Raw genomic sequence first — 17,134 nt, 5'->3', positions numbered from 1 at the left:
TCGCTTCAATATACGGCGAAAGGGGGCGGTTCATCTCGCTGAGTAAGAGCATGCATACAGTTTCTTTGACTAGAGGCCTAGCCTGTAATCTGTTGGAGATATACCTGTTTTTTTCTTAAAAGTCGATGTAAAATGACTGTGGCTGGAAAAACCACAAATCATGCTTATTTCAGTGATGGAGTATCCATTGGCATTCAGCATCTTTTTTGCTTTTTCAATCTTCATATCAAGAAGGTATTCATAAGGGGTCTTGCCTATTTGTGCTTTAAAGCTTCTTATAAAGCTGTATTGGTCCATTTTCATAAGCTGAGCTAATTCGGTGCATGAAACACCTAAAGCATAATTCTCATTCATATAGTCTATTGCTTTTTTTATGTTTTCTTTGGTGCCCTTGGGTACATTATGAGGCCTGGGAGGAAGGTTATGTCTCAATTGCCTGATAAGATTTCCTGCTATAAGCAAGCTAAGATTATTTGTCATGAATTCATAGCCTGTCTGTTTAAAACGCAATTCTTCTAAAAAAAGGCGAATAAGCATGCTTATATCATGATTCAAAGCATTTGAGTCGTTGGAGAAAACAATGTTTCCGGAGCCGTATATTTCTTCGGAAATCTCTTGGATCAGGCTCTTACCTATATGTATTCCACAAAGAGTAAAGCCTTTTATATTTATTGACACACCATGCTCCTGCATGGGATTGATGGCAAATAATGAATTGCTTCGTCTGTCATAAACCTTATTGTCTATGACAGCAGAAGGTAATTTTGCATAAGGTATGACAAACTCATAGCTGTCGTGATGATGAGTGCCATGAGCAATATTCGTGGCTTTATTGGTTACGATTACAGCGATATTATTACAACAGAAGTTCTCAATCACTACTTTTGCATCCTCTATATTATCAAAAGGAATAGCACCTGTTAAATCAATTACTCTATGCAGATCAACGGACATATGATCACTTCCTGTTTCTATTTGCTTATACAATATATTATAATGATATCAAATCTAAGCACAAAATAAATTACACTAAAGTATAAAAAGCAAATTAATTTTCCTATAGGAAAACTTGTTCATTCTGGATTCTTAATATAATATATAAATAAAAATGTTTTGATACAGATGCTTTATCTTTTATTAATATTTAAGTAATATAGGAGATGAGATTATGGCAGCTAAAATTTCCAAATCAAAATCTGCCTATGATTTTGATTTGGATCTGGAAAAAATGCTTTATCGTCCGCGGGTGAATGCTTTGCTTGAGAAAGGTTTATCATATCCTATGACATTGGTTTGGGCACCTGCCGGATACGGAAAGACCACTGCTGCTATGCAATTTGCCAAAAATACGGATTACGAAGTTATTTTTATGTCGTTAAGTGAGTTGGATAGAAATCCACAACGCTTTTGGGCACATATATCCGATCTATATAAGAAGATAAATCAGGATATAGGTGATGCTATGGCTCAAATCGGTTTTCCTTTTTCCTCGGCCCAATTTGAACAGCAATATGATATAGTCAGTCAAAATATGATCTCTCGAAATAAAAGGCTTTTGATCATTGATGATTATCATCTTTTGGGAAATCCGGAAATTGATAAACTTCTAGAAAAAATCGCACGCCTTAGAATAAAAAATTTGCATATCTACATTTTATCAAGGGTATGTCTCCAAAATTTCATGCTTGATTTGAAAATTAAAAGAATTGCTATGGAAATAACCAAGGAAGAACTTCGTTTCGACATAAATGAGCTTATGGAATATTATAAAACGCTTGATATAGATCTTGAAAAAGCCTCTGCACAAGACATAGAAAGCTATACAGACGGCTGGGCAAGTGCAATATTCCTATCAAGCCTATATATAAAAAAAGACAGCATAGCTGATATGAATCTCGATGCTGCGGCACTGGATATCAATAATCTTATCGAAACTACCATATTTAATAATTATAGTAAAAAAACTCAGGAACTTTTGTTAAAGCTCTCAATATTAGAACGTTTTGACATAGACATTTGTAATTACATTTTAGGAACAAATCATACTCAAAAACTCCTATCAAATATTTTTACCAACAATTCACTTATTAAGATAAGCGAAGATAGGCAGCATTATGAAATGCACCGGATTTTTCGCGATTTTTTGCATGAACGCCTCCAATCGAGTAAAGAGCTCAATATTAATGCCCTTAATACCCAAGCCGGCGAATATTATGCTTTTAAAGGCGATGTCGTAATCGCACTGTCACATTTTGATGCGGCAAACAATTACGAAGGGATTGCGGAAATGCTGCTTAGAGATAAGTTCTCAGATACTTTCAGCTTGCAGCAGCTGGAAACAATTGTGTCATATCTGCAGAAGCTTCCTCAGGAATATTATATTAAATATCCGATGCTTTTGGTTATTTCTGCTTTTTTGATGACCAGGAGCAAGCATCCGGAAAAAGCAATTGAGCTCATAAAAAAAGTGGAGCATATATGCAAGAGTCCTCAAATACCTGAAGTCGTGAAAAACAAACTATTAGGTGAAGCAGCAGTAGTAAAATCCATGATGGCCTTTAATGATGTATTTGCCATGCTCCCTTTTCACATGGAAGCCTGCAAATTTCTGCCCAAAGGCTCTGAGCTTTTGAGCAAATATATTTCATTTACTTTTGGGAACCCATCGATGCTGTACCTTTATTACAACAAAGCAGGCAACCTTGATAATATAGTAAAGGGCTTTACAGAGGAATTCTTTTGGTGGGAAAAGATAACTCCTTGCGGCTATGGCGCCGATATCCTCATAAAAGCGGAGGCGGAATTCGAACGATGCGAATATGAAGAAGCGGAGCAGGATGCGTACCGTACTATATATAAAGCTGAGCAAAAGGAGCAAAACTCCATTATTATTGCAGCTAAGCTGCTTCTCATCAAACTGTGTATGGTGGAAGGCAACTATGGAAAAGCAGCTGTGATACTGCAAGATATTCGTAATATAGTCAACCTGAGGAAAGCCCTTGTTTACTCTACAACCCTGGATATGTGCATAGGCTTTTTCAACGTCATAACGGGAGATCTGGAGCGCATACCCAAATGGCTTTACAGCGGGGAACTTGATAAAAGCTCCGTATCTATGACGGCCTTTGGCTTCGAATACCTTGTCTATACTGCCGTGCTGCTGTTTAAGGGGAATTATTTAAAAATAGAAAGCATAATACCTAAAATGCTTGAAACCTTTGCTCCTTTTACTTATCAATATGGAATAATGAGAGCTTATATTTTGAAAGCCATTGTAAATTTTAATCTTTATGGGATAGAAACAGCTATCGAAGCTTTAAATGCAGCCTATAACATAACCGATGCCGACAGGATAATCATACCTTATCTTGAGTATGGAGAGTTTTTGCTGCCTATATTCAAACAGCTTTCAAAAAATTATGATTCCTTTGAGCTTGCCTTACCAAAGGAATGGATTGACGCAGTAATAAAAAGACAGAAGGAATTTCAAAAGGCTCTGCAAAAATTTAAGGCAGGGTATAATGCTATGAATCCGGACAGGGCAGAGAAGCCTGTCAAACTGACAAAGAGAGAAAGAGAGATACTATATCTCATAGCAAAGGGCTATACCGGAGAAGATATAGCTAAGGAACTTTTTGTCACTATCAATAATGTAAAGGTTATAACCTCTAAAATATATAGAAAGATAGGAGTCAGCTCCAGATCTGGAGCAGTAAAATTTGCTATAGATAACAGGATGACCGATTAAGATAAAACAGCCATTATCAGGCTGTTTTTTTATTGTGCAAGAAAGTGTAGATTGTCATCAAAAATTATAATTGTTATACCTTTGTGTAATTTACTTATTATCATAAGGAAGTAATATGGTATATAGGAACAGAATGCCAACATTATTTTTAAAGGAAGTGAGGCTGGGAGTAATGCAACTATTCACAAGCCCTTGCAATAAACTAAAAGCTTTTTTCTTAAATTACTCATATAATGAAATTTATAATAATTTTTATTTAAATATATGGAGAGGAGTGATGCAATGTACAAGCATAATAGAAATACGGCATTGTTAATTTCATTAGTATTGATTTTTTCAATCATGTTGTCGCCTTTTTCTGCTGCTTATGCAAGTGGACCAGCGATAAAAACACCAACAATAACAGCTCCCTTAAGAAGACTTGAAACCCCTGCCAGAATTCAAGGAGTTCAGTATGAGTTTAAGGATGAGGTAAAGAGAATTCCTGCTTCAATGGAATATGACTTTAAACCCTTAAGCCTGGACAAATTTGCATCCTTTGATTTGAAGCCAACAGAACCATCCATAGGTACGGGGATCACTCCGCCTACGATAAGTTTACCGGGTGGAGCAACTGCTGAGCCTGCTTCTCCAGCGGCAGGTGAAAACGAGTTATCTATTGACAAAATAAATGGTATAAGATATCCGGCAGGCTCAAAAATATTGGCCATCCCTCAAAGTGCCGCATCATCCTTTAAACCAAATGTTAATGACATATATGTTGATGAAAAAATGGGTAGTGCCTTTAGGGTTTTGGATAATCAGGACACAGATTCAGTGGGGAACCCTCAATATATAGTGGAGACCCCTGAGCTCACAGATGTATTTAAGTCCTATGCTATTCCGGAGCAAACCATAGATCTGACCACAGGCAATATTGCATATATTGCTCCTGAATTTGAGCTGAGCTCTGAAAGCGGAATGTCAAAGAACTACGTTGCAGCGGCTGGAGTAAGTGATTATGTAAGCTTCAGGCAAGAAGGAAACAAGCATATTCTGACACTAAAACCGGGAGTAACAATATTTGAATATCCGTCGAAAGAAGAGCAAAAAGCAGACAAAGAGGCTAAGGAAAAGGAAAGAAAAGAGAAATTTAAAGGTGACTGGTGGGAAAAGGATCAGCATGGTGATTTGAGAGGCGTGGAGAATGAAAGCTCCCTAAGTGTCGATGTAAAAGTAAAGGGAGGCACAATAACTATTGAAGATCCTAAGTTTCACGCCTATTTTGACCTCAATCCGTTGACCACTCATGTGGAGGCAGATTTTTACTTTGACGCAAAGGCAACAGCAGATGTGACCCTTGACGGAGATGTGACCTTCAATAAAACCATAGAAAAATGTGTATACGGCTATGATATAGATTTAGGGAAAGTACTGGGAGATGAAAAGGGAAACAAAGCCTTCGTAGGAATATTCCTGGTAATCGGCGTTGAAGGCAAGATACATGTAGAAGTAAGAACAATTACCACTGGCGATGCAAGAGCCGGCTTTGCATATAAAGCATTTGGCTATGGCAGTATACCATATTTTGTAGGCCCCTATGCCGCCTTTAAACCTGCCAGCTTTGATATGAGCTTTACGGTAAACGGAGAGATAAATACAACCCTGGCTTGCGTTCCGCAGGTAGGAGTAATAATCTGGGGAAAAGAATTAGGTGCATTGCAAATATGGGTAGGCTTTAAATCCAGAGCCACCTTTAGTGCCTCGGGAGGCGGAGGTTCCGGCGGAGCTCAAGATTTCAAGGCCAGCGGCTCCATATCCTTGGATGCCTTTGGAGAGCTGGTTGGATATTTGCTGGGTGACAGGTATTCAATCTTTTATATAGATTATCCTCTCTATAAAGGTGAATGGAGCGTTGGGGAGGAAGCCTCAGGAAGCGGTGGAGATATGGTACGGGAGGTCGCCCCGCATATGATTGTATTGGCTGATGCCTATACAAACACCATAGAAGGGAAAATACTCTTTGACACTACCAGTCAACCCAGAACAGGATATGCAGGTGATAATGCGGATATAGAATCTGCAAAAAGACCCTATGCCAATGGACGATATGAGGTAGAAGTCTGGGAATATGGCAGATTGAAATATACAATTCCCGGGCTGACAGATGCAGAGGGCCACTTTAAAATTCAAGATTCCTCAAGATATAGCATAGTGCCCACTGACAAGGTAATTGTTAAGATTGAGAACAGCCCCATATTTGAAGCAGATCAGAAAAAGTACAAAGTTGTTGGCAACAGTAAAGATATTCAAGCTACAGTTCCATTCAGCAAGCTGGACTTTAATGTAGATTCCTTTAACGATATAATTACAGGCAGAGTTTCCGGCAACTACACAGGACCTGTTCGACTGACAATACAGGATAATAATTTTCAATCGGCGGTTCTCAATGTTAATGCAGTGAACGGTATATTCACTTATGCTTATCCTATAGATGAAAACATATACAATGTAAATGCATTGATAAACTTTGAGGGCTCAAAATTCCCTGATAATCAGGGCGTGACCAGAAACAGAAATATAGACTCGCTAACCATCAATATTTATAATGATTTTAAGCCTATGGAAGGATCTAACGCAGCGGCTGGCATGCAAGAAAGAAAAATTACATTAGGCAGATCTATTGACAGCAATATATCTTTGCCGAGCAGCATAACCAATGCTCAGGACAGACTGGACAGACTTGGTGAATTGCAAGGTCAAGATTTGACTGAGCAGGATATAGAAGGCAGCAAATTTATCAAACCAACAAAGGTATTCGGCAGCATAACCAATAAAGGAGATATGGGTTGGATACAAAACCAGGGAGATGAATATGTAAGGCCCGGCACAAACAGCTCTGCTTTAAAGCATTATAACGGCAATATAAAAATTACATCTATACAAGTTCAATCCGCTTTGGAAGCTATGCTGGAGGATATGAAAGGACCGCATGATAACTGGCTGCCGAAACCGAAATCAGACTGGGTGCCATGGACTGCAACAGTTCAAGCACAGCAGGCAATGTGGTTAAAGTCTGTGAAAGATGCCAGCAGCCCTATAGGTTTTAGAATAGAGCAAATACCTACATCAGCATCACAATTTGAATTTGATAAGCCTGATGTTGTGGCTTATGTAATAGAAATAGAACATGAGGGATTGAAACTGACCAAAACCTATGACCCATATTCATATCATTATAATAATAATCAGCAAACTATGGAAGATTTCATAGGACCGCTGAAAGAAGCAGTAACCTTAGTGACAGAGGAAAAAATCGATTCGATAGTGAATCCCGGAGACGTTATGAACCAATGGCAAGGAGCATGGATGACCCAGATGGGCATAATGGAGCTGATTCAAAAGGGAACATCGATAACAGGCAGCATCCTTCAGGGAAGCACGGCTTATATGGTAGAAGGCACGATCTTAAACGGAGTATTCAAAGGGAGCATAATGATGCCTTCAGAAACCAGCATGTTCGGAGATATAGTAACTTTTGAAATGGATATGGATGCGGACGGCAAGAGCGCCAACTTTAAAAATATCGGTGCCGGCGTAAAGTTAAAGAATCTGAATGGAACGAAAGCTATAAAGCGGTGATCCTTAAAAAATGAAACTTACCCCCTTTCGCCCTAATATATGGCTAAAGGGGGTAAAATATTGCTTTGCCCTCTCCTACAAGTTTAACCTATACCCTGTAGGAGACAGGCCTGTTCTTTTCTTAAAAGTCGATGTAAAATGACTGTGGCTGGAAAAACCGCATGCCATGCTTATCTCGGTGATAGTGTATTTGTTTGACCTCAGCATCTTCTTTGCTTTTTCAATTTTAAGTTCAATCAAATATTCATAGGGGGTTTCATTTGTCTGTTTTTTAAAGATCCTTATAAAGCTGTATTTGTCCATTCTTATAAGCTGAGCCAACTCGGTGCATGAAACACCGGCAGCATAATTCTCATTCATATAATCTATTGCTTTTTTGATGCTTTCTTTAAGAACATTGGGCTTATTATGAGGCTTAGCCGGAAGATTATGCTTTATATGCCTTATAAAATTACCGACGAGAAGCAGAGAAAGATTTTCTACCAGGAATTCATGTCCGACTTGTTTGTATCTCAGCTCTTCTAAAAACAGATTCACAAGAAGGTTTATATCATGGGTCACTATAAAGGAGTCATTGAAAAAAACTATATTGGGCGAACCATATATAGCATCAGCGACTTGCTGTACCATGCATTTATCCACATGTATTCCACAAAGGCTGAAGCCTTCTATAGCTGCCATCAATCCATGCTCCTGTATGGGATTGATAGCAAACAGGGAATTGGAAGGCTTATCATGCACTTTATTATCTATGGTGGTCGAAGGCATAGGAGCACGACAGATATCAAACTCATAGCTATTGTGGGCATGAGTTCCATGGCTGATATTTGTAGTCTTATTGGTGTTGACTATAGCTATGTCATTGCTGCAAAAATTTTCGACGACAACCTTTGGGTTCCCAATATTGGTGAAAGGAATAGGACCTGCCAGGTTCATGACTTTTTCCATATCGACTGACATAAGCTTATTTCCCCCAATTAACAATATCTTGGCTAAGGTGAAGTTTAAAACGCGGTCTAGGCTTTATATATATTATATCAGGTATTTTATGTTAGTAAGTATAAACTTTCTAATAATTCAGTATTATAAAAAACGCTGCTTTGATTATTTTTGAAGGATTAACCATATTTGTGTCAAATAATACAATTAAATGTTTGAAAATTTTATAAAACGCCCATATTCTGTCCGGACTATGAGGTATATTAAAAACAAGAGAAGCGGGAGGAATCTTATGAACGATGTTTCTCAAATCGAAAGACAGCTATACATACTATCACTGCTTTCTGATAGTAAAAAAGGCTATACAGTGGATGAGCTTCATAAAAATCTTGATATGGTGGGGATTGATGTGAGCAAAAAAACTGTAGAAAGAGACATTGACTTTATATCTGCCGGCAGCTTTTTCGTCATGGAAGAAAAAAGAGGCAAGAGTACGTATTATGTAGCAAATAAATTTGGCATAGAGAATATAACTTTTACCGCATCCGAACTCATATCTTTGCACTTTATCAAAGAACTGCTTAAATCCTATTCCATGCTGGATATCGGAAATACAGCCAGGCATCTTATTGACAGGATAATAAACAATCTGCCACAACTGGATAAAGCCTATATAGAAACACTGAGTGAACTGTTAAAGGTGAGAGAATCCTATATTGGGCTGGAAAAGCATCTCAATGAGGAAATCGTAAGCATTGTGAGAAAAGGCATCGAGCTTAACAAAAGACTCCTGGTAAGATATCATTCTTTCAACAGCGATGAGACCACAGAGAGACAATTTGATCCATACATAATTGAAATATATGAGGGATGCTATCACCTTGTAGGGTATTGCCATCTGAGGAATTCAATCAGAGACCTGAGGATATCACGAATACAGGATGCCCAGCTTTTGGACGAATCCTTTCAAAGACCAAAGAAATTCTATGAGAACTATAGAAAAGGCAGATTTGGAAAGCTTGCGGGAGAAGAGCAAATTAAATTGGTGCTCAAATTTAGAGGAGAAGGGGCTAGATATGTAAAGGAGTACGAAAGTGCAAAAGCTGATCTTTTGGTGGAAGAGCAAGACGGCAGCATTTTATTTCAAAAAACCACTACTATGACGCCGGAAATCATCAAGTGGGTGCTGAGCTTCGGAAGTGACGTAATAGTGCTGGAACCGGAGAAGTTAAGGGAAGAGGTCGTAGATGGGGTGAGAAGGATGATGGAGAGGTATGTAGAGTAGGATAGGGGGAGATAAAAAAGAAAATAAAGGGCAAGGTTGATGTCAAAAATTTAAATATATTTGCTCACAATTTTCAATTTCAGCAAAAGAAAGTTATCAATAGAGCTATATATTATAATCATAAGTATTTATAAATTGTCGTCGCTCTCTAATAGCGTTAAAAAACCTGGAGATCGACGACAATTTATTTTTGTGTAGAAATTAGCTATAGTTATGGTATATCAACCTATTTACGATAATCTATCTTTTGTCTAGAAAAATATATTGATTTGACAAAGAAATATGAAATGTAGTAGTATGAGGCTGTGAAATGGTTACTAGAGTACCTATAAGGAATTGAAACTCTCTTGGGTCGCACTGAGGAACCGACACATTCAGGGTTACTAGAGTACCTATAAGGAATTGAAACACCAAATTCGGCTCAAATGGCCTTATTTTCTCTAAAGTTACTAGAGTACCTATAAGGAATTGAAACTTGGGATGGTAGACAGTGCAAAACAGCCTATTGCGTACCTAGGTTACTAGAGTACCTATAAGGAATTGAAACTAAACGATATGATTGGTGCTCTAAATAAGCTCAAAAGTTACTAGAGTACCTATAAGGAATTGAAACCTCTCACCAAATTCCGTCACAGGCTTTTCTCGACCTGGTTACTAGAGTACCTATAAGGAATTGAAACTTCGCTGAAGCCGTAGAGGTATCAAAGAGTTCAATGTTACTAGAGTACCTATAAGGAATTGAAACACGGTGATATGGATTGCATGGGCGAAGTACATTGGTTACTAGAGTACCTATAAGGAATTGAAACCGAATCATGGGGAGGGATTATTTGTGAACAGCAGAGGTTACTAGAGTACCTATAAGGAATTGAAACTAAAAAAGACCTATGAAGATAGTATTCCGGCAATGAGTTACTAGAGTACCTATAAGGAATTGAAACAATTTATAGAGCGAGAATGCAAGCACTCCATAAGGTTACTAGAGTACCTATAAGGAATTGAAACCGTTGAAGCCCTATCTGATAAGTACCACTATATTTAAGTTACTAGAGTACCTATAAGGAATTGAAACCAGGCAAAAATGTTGAGGTCAGTTCTTCTGCCGATGGTTACTAGAGTACCTATAAGGAATTGAAACTGGTAAACGAAATCACTGCAGACGAATACAACAAGTTACTAGAGTACCTATAAGGAATTGAAACCTGATGCAGGTGTTGTTTTCAATGGTACTCCTGAGTTACTAGAGTACCTATAAGGAATTGAAACTTGTATTAGGCGTGGAAGCTTTAGACTACTTTAGCGTTACTAGAGTACCTATAAGGAATTGAAACTACCATATATCTAACAGATGACAAAAGCCCGCTAAGTTACTAGAGTACCTATAAGGAATTGAAACGGGGATTTATCGGGTATAAGGCTTGAGAACTCTGGGTTACTAGAGTACCTATAAGGAATTGAAACCTCTATATGTTTGGACAGGGACCTTGCCGGAGAAGTAAGTTACTAGAGTACCTATAAGGAATTGAAACTTTTGGATTTATGCGGAGGCACTGGAGCATGGTCAGTTACTAGAGTACCTATAAGGAATTGAAACTATCAAGGTAATGCAATGTGGGCCGTAGAAAGTATGGGTTACTAGAGTACCTATAAGGAATTGAAACAAGCTCATTTCCTCAATGTGGCCTTAAAACACAACGTTACTAGAGTACCTATAAGGAATTGAAACATAGCTTGGCCGGAAGGGGTGGAATAGATGCTTGACGTTACTAGAGTACCTATAAGGAATTGAAACTTGCAACAGCTAATTGATAGCCGCGCATGGGTGGACGTTACTAGAGTACCTATAAGGAATTGAAACCTGATTATCTGGGAATGGAGGTACAGCCATGAAAAGAGTTACTAGAGTACCTATAAGGAATTGAAACTAAACAATGTTGTTGAAGCCATGACAAAAGCACTTGAGTTACTAGAGTACCTATAAGGAATTGAAACACGTGCTTTCCCCTGCTATTCTTCCGGACGGCTTCACGTTACTAGAGTACCTATAAGGAATTGAAACCGGCGAATAGGCTTCAATATGCAAGCAACCAAACGGTTACTAGAGTACCTATAAGGAATTGAAACCAGGAAATCGAAGCGCGCCTTGCGGCTATTGCGAGTTACTAGAGTACCTATAAGGAATTGAAACCTTATGGCGGCGTGATTGTGGCCGCTGTAAAACTTAAGTTACTAGAGTACCTATAAGGAATTGAAACCTAACGTGTTACTAACAAACATGCCTCTATACCTCTGTTACTAGAGTACCTATAAGGAATTGAAACCCGCTATGACTACAGCTTTAAACGCTGTTAAGACGTACGTTACTAGAGTACCTATAAGGAATTGAAACTTATGAACTTGTTTTTAGAACTATTAAATATAGTGGGTTACTAGAGTACCTATAAGGAATTGAAACCTCTAAAACCGCTGATAACATTTTGCAGCCCAGTAAGTTACTAGAGTACCTATAAGGAATTGAAACATAACAGACCAGCCAACAGGCGGCCAACAGGCACCTAAGTTACTAGAGTACCTATAAGGAATTGAAACGCATAGTAGCGTTATGCAGTACAAAAAGACCGGACCGTTACTAGAGTACCTATAAGGAATTGAAACGACGTAGAAACCAATACAGCAAAACCTTGCAAATGGTTACTAGAGTACCTATAAGGAATTGAAACACGGAAAACAAAATTATGGCTACCGATGAAATAAAGTTACTAGAGTACCTATAAGGAATTGAAACGAGATAGCTAAAGAAATATATGCAAATGGATATACGTTACTAGAGTACCTATAAGGAATTGAAACATGAAGTCAATGAAATGTTTGGGATTGCACCATTTGAGTTACTAGAGTACCTATAAGGAATTGAAACTAGTGTTGGATAGGAGGGCTGTAGATGCCTGAGAGTTACTAGAGTACCTATAAGGAATTGAAACGAGCTAAATATAATTTAAAGGGGGAAGCTGCATGGGTTACTAGAGTACCTATAAGGAATTGAAACATCTATTATACAGACAGTTTCAAGAATGGTGTGAGTTACTAGAGTACCTATAAGGAATTGAAACTAGGAAAATTTGCAATTACAGCTTGCTTCCTCCTCGTTACTAGAGTACCTATAAGGAATTGAAACCCGCTATGACTACAGCTTTAAACGCTGTTAAGACTGGTTACTAGAGTACCTATAAGGAATTGAAACATTGCCGAAAATCTGCCCAAGGATATGAAAGAATATAGTTACTAGAGTACCTATAAGGAATTGAAACCGCAACTATCATTGATGATATAGATGAATACGACATCAGTTACTAGAGTACCTATAAGGAATTGAAACTCAGATGGTGGAAAAACTGGCGAGCGTTTGAGCTATGTTACTAGAGTACCTATAAGGAATTGAAACTAATTCAGGTTATCGAGCTCGTTGACATGCTTTGAGTTACTAGAGTACCTATAAGGAATTGAAACATAATAACAGATAAAGGCAATAGAACTGTATGCCATCAGTTACTAGAGTACCTATAAGGAATTGAAACCTCGTAACGCTGGTTGGTAATATAGCGTTTAAATCGGTTACTAGAGTACCTATAAGGAATTGAAACCTATTTTTTAATATGTGTAACATCTGGAGTTGTATTGTAAGCGCACAATAGGTTCTTTCCCACTTTAGTTGATCTGATGAAATAATTCCAATAGGAGCAGTTTTGATTTCAAAAGCTCAAAGCTGCTTCTACCATACATAATTCGCTTTATGACTTTTAGCTTATTGACACTTCCTTCCGCAAGACCATTACTATAACTATAAGTGATGCAATTTTTTACTGCAGTAAGGTCTTTTCGTAAACCAGCTAAAAAAGAATTTATTTCCGTTATCTGAAGCTTTTGAGTTTCTTCCATCCATGATTCTAATTTATCTACCTTTTTAGAAAATATGAGTTCATGAAAACTTCTAAGCATTTGATATGTTTTCCCTAGGATAGGGTATTTTTCAATTATCGCTTCATATTTTTCCTGTGTGATTTCCTTTACATCATCAATTGTCTTGTATATGAGTTGAACCATCCACTTTCGAGGTATATACTCTTTTAATTCTGGAGTTTCAGTTTCACATCGCTTTTGGTGTTCACGCTCTTTTTGCATAAAAACCCGTAACGCAGCAACAGTACCCGTATATCCCTTTTCCTTTATTATTTCTACAATACTGGTATATGTCATACCCCTTGAACGTAATTCTAATACTTCCGATTCATATGGTTGTAATTTTCCGGAGCGTCGGTAATCATAATGTCCATTAATATTTGAATTATCTTCGGATAGATATCTTTTTATTGTATTATATACATGTCCTGTAATTCGGCTAATTTCTTCAAATGAGCATCCCTGTTCAAACAATTTACGAACGTAGGCAACTTTCTGCTCTTTTGTAAATATAGCCTCTTTATGTTGGCGTTCCCTAGCAGAGCTAATGTCTTCAGGGATATCTTCGTCTTTCATAGCTAAGTATTTACTAATTGTAGAAAGTGATGAATGCATTAAAAGAGCAATTTCATTTACAGTTAAACCTTCTTCATATTTTGCTTTAGCAAAACGTATCCGTTGTGCTCGGTTTCTTGTATCCAGTAAAGTTTGCATCTGGGGTGTTCTTGATTCCGCTGTAGCTGGTATTTCAAGGCGGGCGGGAAATAATCGCAACATATATTTTTCCACTGCCTCCGATAAATTTTTAAGAAGATGAAACCGGTCACTAATTTGTATAGCTCCTGGATGGGTCTCTGCTATAGCAGAAGCATAAATTTGTGATCCATCCCTGGATACAATCTCAAGGTTTGAATAGTCTCTTAACCATTCTATGACTGGTTCTTTTTCTCTGGAGTCCAATATATCAATTATTTTATGTGAATCAAGATCAACCATAATTGTTCCATAAGAATACCGCTTCTTAAATGCAAAATCATCAATACAAATTTTACGAATGCTACTTTTATCCATAATGCAAGGCATTTTTTTTAAGTAGATTGCAGATAGTACTCTTGCTTACAATAGTAGCATCTGCTTTTAATATTTGTGATGCTGATACTGAACTAACCGTGGTGGATAACCTTAAAATTTTATCTATAAGCCTTTTGGTTTTGCGAGATTTACTTTCAATAAAATCATATCTTTCTGCAAAAGTTTTGTGGCTGCACTCCCGGTTATCACAAAAATATTTTCTGTTGTTTAGTAAGATAGTAACTTGTTTATCTTGTAATGGCAAATCTTGAAGTTTTCTTTGGTATATTGAGTGTACTTTGGATGCTATTTTCCCACAATAAGGGCAATTTATTTCGCTACGGCTTGATTCCACAACAATAATTATCTTGTGTTCATATGTTTCATGGGTTAAATAGTTGAGTGACGGGTCTAACGATTTCACAAATTCATTCATATGTTACACTCCCATTAGTTTTATTAGCTAATTTTAGTGTTCCATATAGATGCAATCACTATTCAACTAAAGTGGGAAAGAACCTATTGTACGCTTACTATATTTCTTATTTGGTGAAGATGGTGGTTACTAGAGTACCTATAAGGAATTGAAACCCGGAGGGATAACGCTTGTGACGTCACTCGTCAGCGCTACTAGAGTACCTATAAGGAATTGAAACATTTGACGTCCATTTTTGCTTTCTCCCCTTTGCTAGGGTTACTAGAGTACCTATAAGGAATTGAAACGATGCTGTGAAGGAAGAAGAGCAAGAATACTATGATAGTTACTAGAGTACCTATAAGGAATTGAAACTCCATGCAAGCTCTGTTTGATAGGCCAGTCAGTCCGGTTACTAGGGTACCTATAAGGAATTGAAACTACTCCAGCCACCAGCCGACACAAGGCTCTCCATCCTCGCTACTAGAGTATCTATAAGAAATTGAAACCTGTATATAAATCAGAACTTCACCGGCTGCCCATGTTATGCTGCCTTTATTATGATTAAAATATTTTTATAAAGAGAAGGTTAAGATATAATTGATTTGCGGTACTATATATGATACTATATAAATGAAGAAGGAGGTGACTAAAAGGTGGGAGTTGACAAAATAATATGTAAGATGAAGAAACAGCCTAACGGAATAAAATTCAATGAGATTGCTAAAGTATTAAATGCTTATGGATATGAATTAGTAAGAAGCGCAGGTTCACATAGACAATTTAGGAATGAGCGAGGAGAAGTTATAACCATAAAAGAAGAGAATCCTCTGAAGGCTGTATATATAAAAGATGTACTTAGGAGAATAGGGAGATAAAAAATTCCCTTGATTCTTCACGATACAATTAACTCCCACCTTTCTGAAATGGATAAAAAGAATATTGACTATTACATGAGTTTACCATACAATCATTTGATACAGCCGGTTACAGATGAAAGCGGCAGTTATTATTATGGCAGGGTATTAGAATTAGATGGCTGTCAAAGCACAGGAGAAACCTTTGAAGAAGCTTATGCAAGCTTACGAGAGGCAATGAGAAGCTGGCTTGAAGTAAAAATTGAATATGGAGATCCTATTCCTGATCCTGCGGGAGATGAAGATTACAGCGGTAAATTTATTCTTAGAATTCCAAAGAGCTTGCATAAAAGATTAGCGATTGAAGCACAGCAAGAAGGAGTCTCATTAAATCAATATGCAATGTATAAATTGAGCAAATAGAGCCGAAAGGCTCTTTTTTCTTATGGACTTTAGTCTGTTGAGCCTGCGAAACAATAAACCACCCGCTATGCGGGTGCGCGACAGAAGTTATACAAAAAAATCACCTTTCCGTTATAATAGAGTTGTTCAAGCTACTATGATAACGAAAGGAAAGGTGATTTTAATGGCAAACAAAGAAAATAGTTTGGCCCATACTAAGTGGATGTGTAAATATCATATTGTATTCACTCCCAAGTATAGACGAAAAATAATATATAATCAATACAAAGAAAGTATACGGGATATTCTAAAGCAGCTATGCAATTATAAGGGAGTAGAAATTATAGAAGGACACCTTATGCCAGATCATATACACATGTTAGTGAGTATACCACCGAAAATGAGTATATCGAGCTTTATGGGGTATCTAAAAGGAAAAAGTGCCCTAATGATATTTGATAAACATGCAAACTTAAAATATAAGTATGGGAATAGACACTTCTGGGCAGAAGGTTATTATGTGAGCACAGTAGGACTAAATGAAGCAACAATAAGGAAATACATACAAGAGCAGGAGAAACATGACATAATGGTAGACAAATTAAGTGTAAAAGAATACGAAGACCCCTTCAAGGGGTAGCAAGTAGTACGTTCGTCCCTTTAGGGGCGGCAAAAGTGGCAATGGCGTAGTAGCTTGAACAAAGTGAAAGCCAGCGTCTTTAGGCGCTGGCCGGTAACAGAGGCTTATAGCCTCAGAGCAAACTACCCGTTTTACGGGTAGTTATTGATTTTCAAAACGACATAACAGAGTGGAAGTGTGGAGGATATCCTAGGTAAAA

At 37.5% G+C, this 17,134-nt stretch carries 10 protein-coding genes and 2 CRISPR repeat arrays; of the genes, 6 read left to right on the top strand and 4 right to left on the bottom strand.

What is annotated here, in order from left to right:
* Nucleotides 1-69 precede the first annotated feature (69 nt).
* Nucleotides 70-954 carry a helix-turn-helix domain-containing protein gene (locus LJD61_RS06465; RefSeq protein ID WP_255226710.1) on the bottom strand — a complete coding sequence of 295 codons (885 nt, stop codon included), beginning with the start codon at nucleotides 952-954 and terminating at the stop codon, nucleotides 70-72.
* 214 nt (nucleotides 955-1,168) lie between these two features.
* Between LJD61_RS06465 and LJD61_RS06460 the strand changes: the two genes are divergently transcribed.
* Both LJD61_RS06460 and LJD61_RS06455 read left to right on the top strand, forming a co-directional pair.
* Nucleotides 1,169-3,748 carry a LuxR C-terminal-related transcriptional regulator gene (locus LJD61_RS06460; protein ID WP_255226709.1) on the top strand — a complete coding sequence of 860 codons (2,580 nt, stop codon included), beginning with the start codon at nucleotides 1,169-1,171 and terminating at the stop codon, nucleotides 3,746-3,748.
* 282 nt (nucleotides 3,749-4,030) lie between these two features.
* Nucleotides 4,031-7,369, top strand: coding sequence for a hypothetical protein (locus tag LJD61_RS06455; RefSeq protein ID WP_255226708.1), 3,339 nt, complete (start codon nucleotides 4,031-4,033; stop codon nucleotides 7,367-7,369).
* 75 nt (nucleotides 7,370-7,444) lie between these two features.
* Here LJD61_RS06455 and LJD61_RS06450 read toward each other — a convergent pair whose 3' ends face one another.
* Nucleotides 7,445-8,329 (bottom strand): helix-turn-helix domain-containing protein, encoded by an 885-nt coding sequence (locus LJD61_RS06450; protein WP_255226707.1) that lies wholly within the window; start codon nucleotides 8,327-8,329, stop codon nucleotides 7,445-7,447.
* Between the two features lie 271 nt (nucleotides 8,330-8,600).
* On the opposite strand from LJD61_RS06450, the gene LJD61_RS06445 reads away from it, so the two are divergent.
* Complete coding sequence (locus LJD61_RS06445) at nucleotides 8,601-9,593, top strand: helix-turn-helix transcriptional regulator (RefSeq protein ID WP_255226706.1); 993 nt, start codon at nucleotides 8,601-8,603, stop codon at nucleotides 9,591-9,593.
* A gap of 313 nt (nucleotides 9,594-9,906) precedes the next feature.
* Nucleotides 9,907-13,234: direct repeats of the CRISPR family, unit length 30 nt; unit sequence GTTACTAGAGTACCTATAAGGAATTGAAAC.
* Nucleotides 13,235-13,298: 64 nt separating this feature from the next.
* Here the strand turns inward: LJD61_RS06445 and LJD61_RS06440 are convergent.
* Nucleotides 13,299-14,621 (bottom strand): ISL3 family transposase, encoded by a 1,323-nt coding sequence (locus LJD61_RS06440; RefSeq protein WP_255226705.1) that lies wholly within the window; start codon nucleotides 14,619-14,621, stop codon nucleotides 13,299-13,301.
* Complete coding sequence (locus tag LJD61_RS06435) at nucleotides 14,614-15,057, bottom strand: transposase family protein (protein ID WP_255226704.1); 444 nt, start codon at nucleotides 15,055-15,057, stop codon at nucleotides 14,614-14,616. Before LJD61_RS06435 ends, LJD61_RS06440 begins: the two co-directional genes overlap by 8 nt.
* A gap of 125 nt (nucleotides 15,058-15,182) precedes the next feature.
* Nucleotides 15,183-15,545: a CRISPR direct-repeat array (repeat unit 30 nt; unit sequence GTTACTAGAGTACCTATAAGGAATTGAAAC).
* Between the two features lie 147 nt (nucleotides 15,546-15,692).
* Between LJD61_RS06435 and LJD61_RS06430 the strand changes: the two genes are divergently transcribed.
* From LJD61_RS06430 to tnpA, 3 genes are all read left to right on the top strand, one after another.
* The gene (locus tag LJD61_RS06430) at nucleotides 15,693-15,914 is read left to right on the top strand and encodes a type II toxin-antitoxin system HicA family toxin (RefSeq protein ID WP_255226703.1); all 222 of its coding nucleotides are present in this window, start codon (nucleotides 15,693-15,695) and stop codon (nucleotides 15,912-15,914) included.
* Between the two features lie 48 nt (nucleotides 15,915-15,962).
* Nucleotides 15,963-16,316 carry a type II toxin-antitoxin system HicB family antitoxin gene (locus tag LJD61_RS06425; protein WP_408615001.1) on the top strand — a complete coding sequence of 118 codons (354 nt, stop codon included), beginning with the start codon at nucleotides 15,963-15,965 and terminating at the stop codon, nucleotides 16,314-16,316.
* Nucleotides 16,317-16,479: 163 nt separating this feature from the next.
* Nucleotides 16,480-16,935 carry an IS200/IS605 family transposase gene (gene tnpA, locus LJD61_RS06420; RefSeq protein ID WP_255225459.1) on the top strand — a complete coding sequence of 152 codons (456 nt, stop codon included), beginning with the start codon at nucleotides 16,480-16,482 and terminating at the stop codon, nucleotides 16,933-16,935.
* The last annotated feature ends 199 nt before the right edge of the window (nucleotides 16,936-17,134 follow it).

The organism is Lutispora saccharofermentans, assembly GCF_024363565.1.
GTDB lineage: Bacteria > Bacillota > Clostridia > Lutisporales > Lutisporaceae > Lutispora > Lutispora saccharofermentans.
The sequence above is the reverse complement of the archived record's forward strand: the minus strand, read 5'-3'. Positions and strand labels throughout refer to the sequence as shown.

Bases quoted from the DNA above. Each gene is read 5' to 3' on its own strand.
- LJD61_RS06460 (WP_255226709.1), top strand. From the start codon at position 1,169: ATGGCAGCTAAAATTTCCAAATCAAAATCTGCCTATGATTTTGATTTG.
- LJD61_RS06465 (WP_255226710.1), bottom strand. From the start codon at position 954: ATGTCCGTTGATCTGCATAGAGTAATTGATTTAACAGGTGCTATTCCT.
- LJD61_RS06455 (WP_255226708.1), top strand. From the start codon at position 4,031: ATGTACAAGCATAATAGAAATACGGCATTGTTAATTTCATTAGTATTG.
- LJD61_RS06440 (WP_255226705.1), bottom strand. From the start codon at position 14,621: ATGGATAAAAGTAGCATTCGTAAAATTTGTATTGATGATTTTGCATTT.
- tnpA (WP_255225459.1), top strand. From the start codon at position 16,480: ATGGCAAACAAAGAAAATAGTTTGGCCCATACTAAGTGGATGTGTAAA.
- LJD61_RS06435 (WP_255226704.1), bottom strand. From the start codon at position 15,057: ATGAATGAATTTGTGAAATCGTTAGACCCGTCACTCAACTATTTAACC.
- LJD61_RS06425 (WP_408615001.1), top strand. From the start codon at position 15,963: ATGGATAAAAAGAATATTGACTATTACATGAGTTTACCATACAATCAT.
- LJD61_RS06445 (WP_255226706.1), top strand. From the start codon at position 8,601: ATGAACGATGTTTCTCAAATCGAAAGACAGCTATACATACTATCACTG.
- LJD61_RS06450 (WP_255226707.1), bottom strand. From the start codon at position 8,329: ATGTCAGTCGATATGGAAAAAGTCATGAACCTGGCAGGTCCTATTCCT.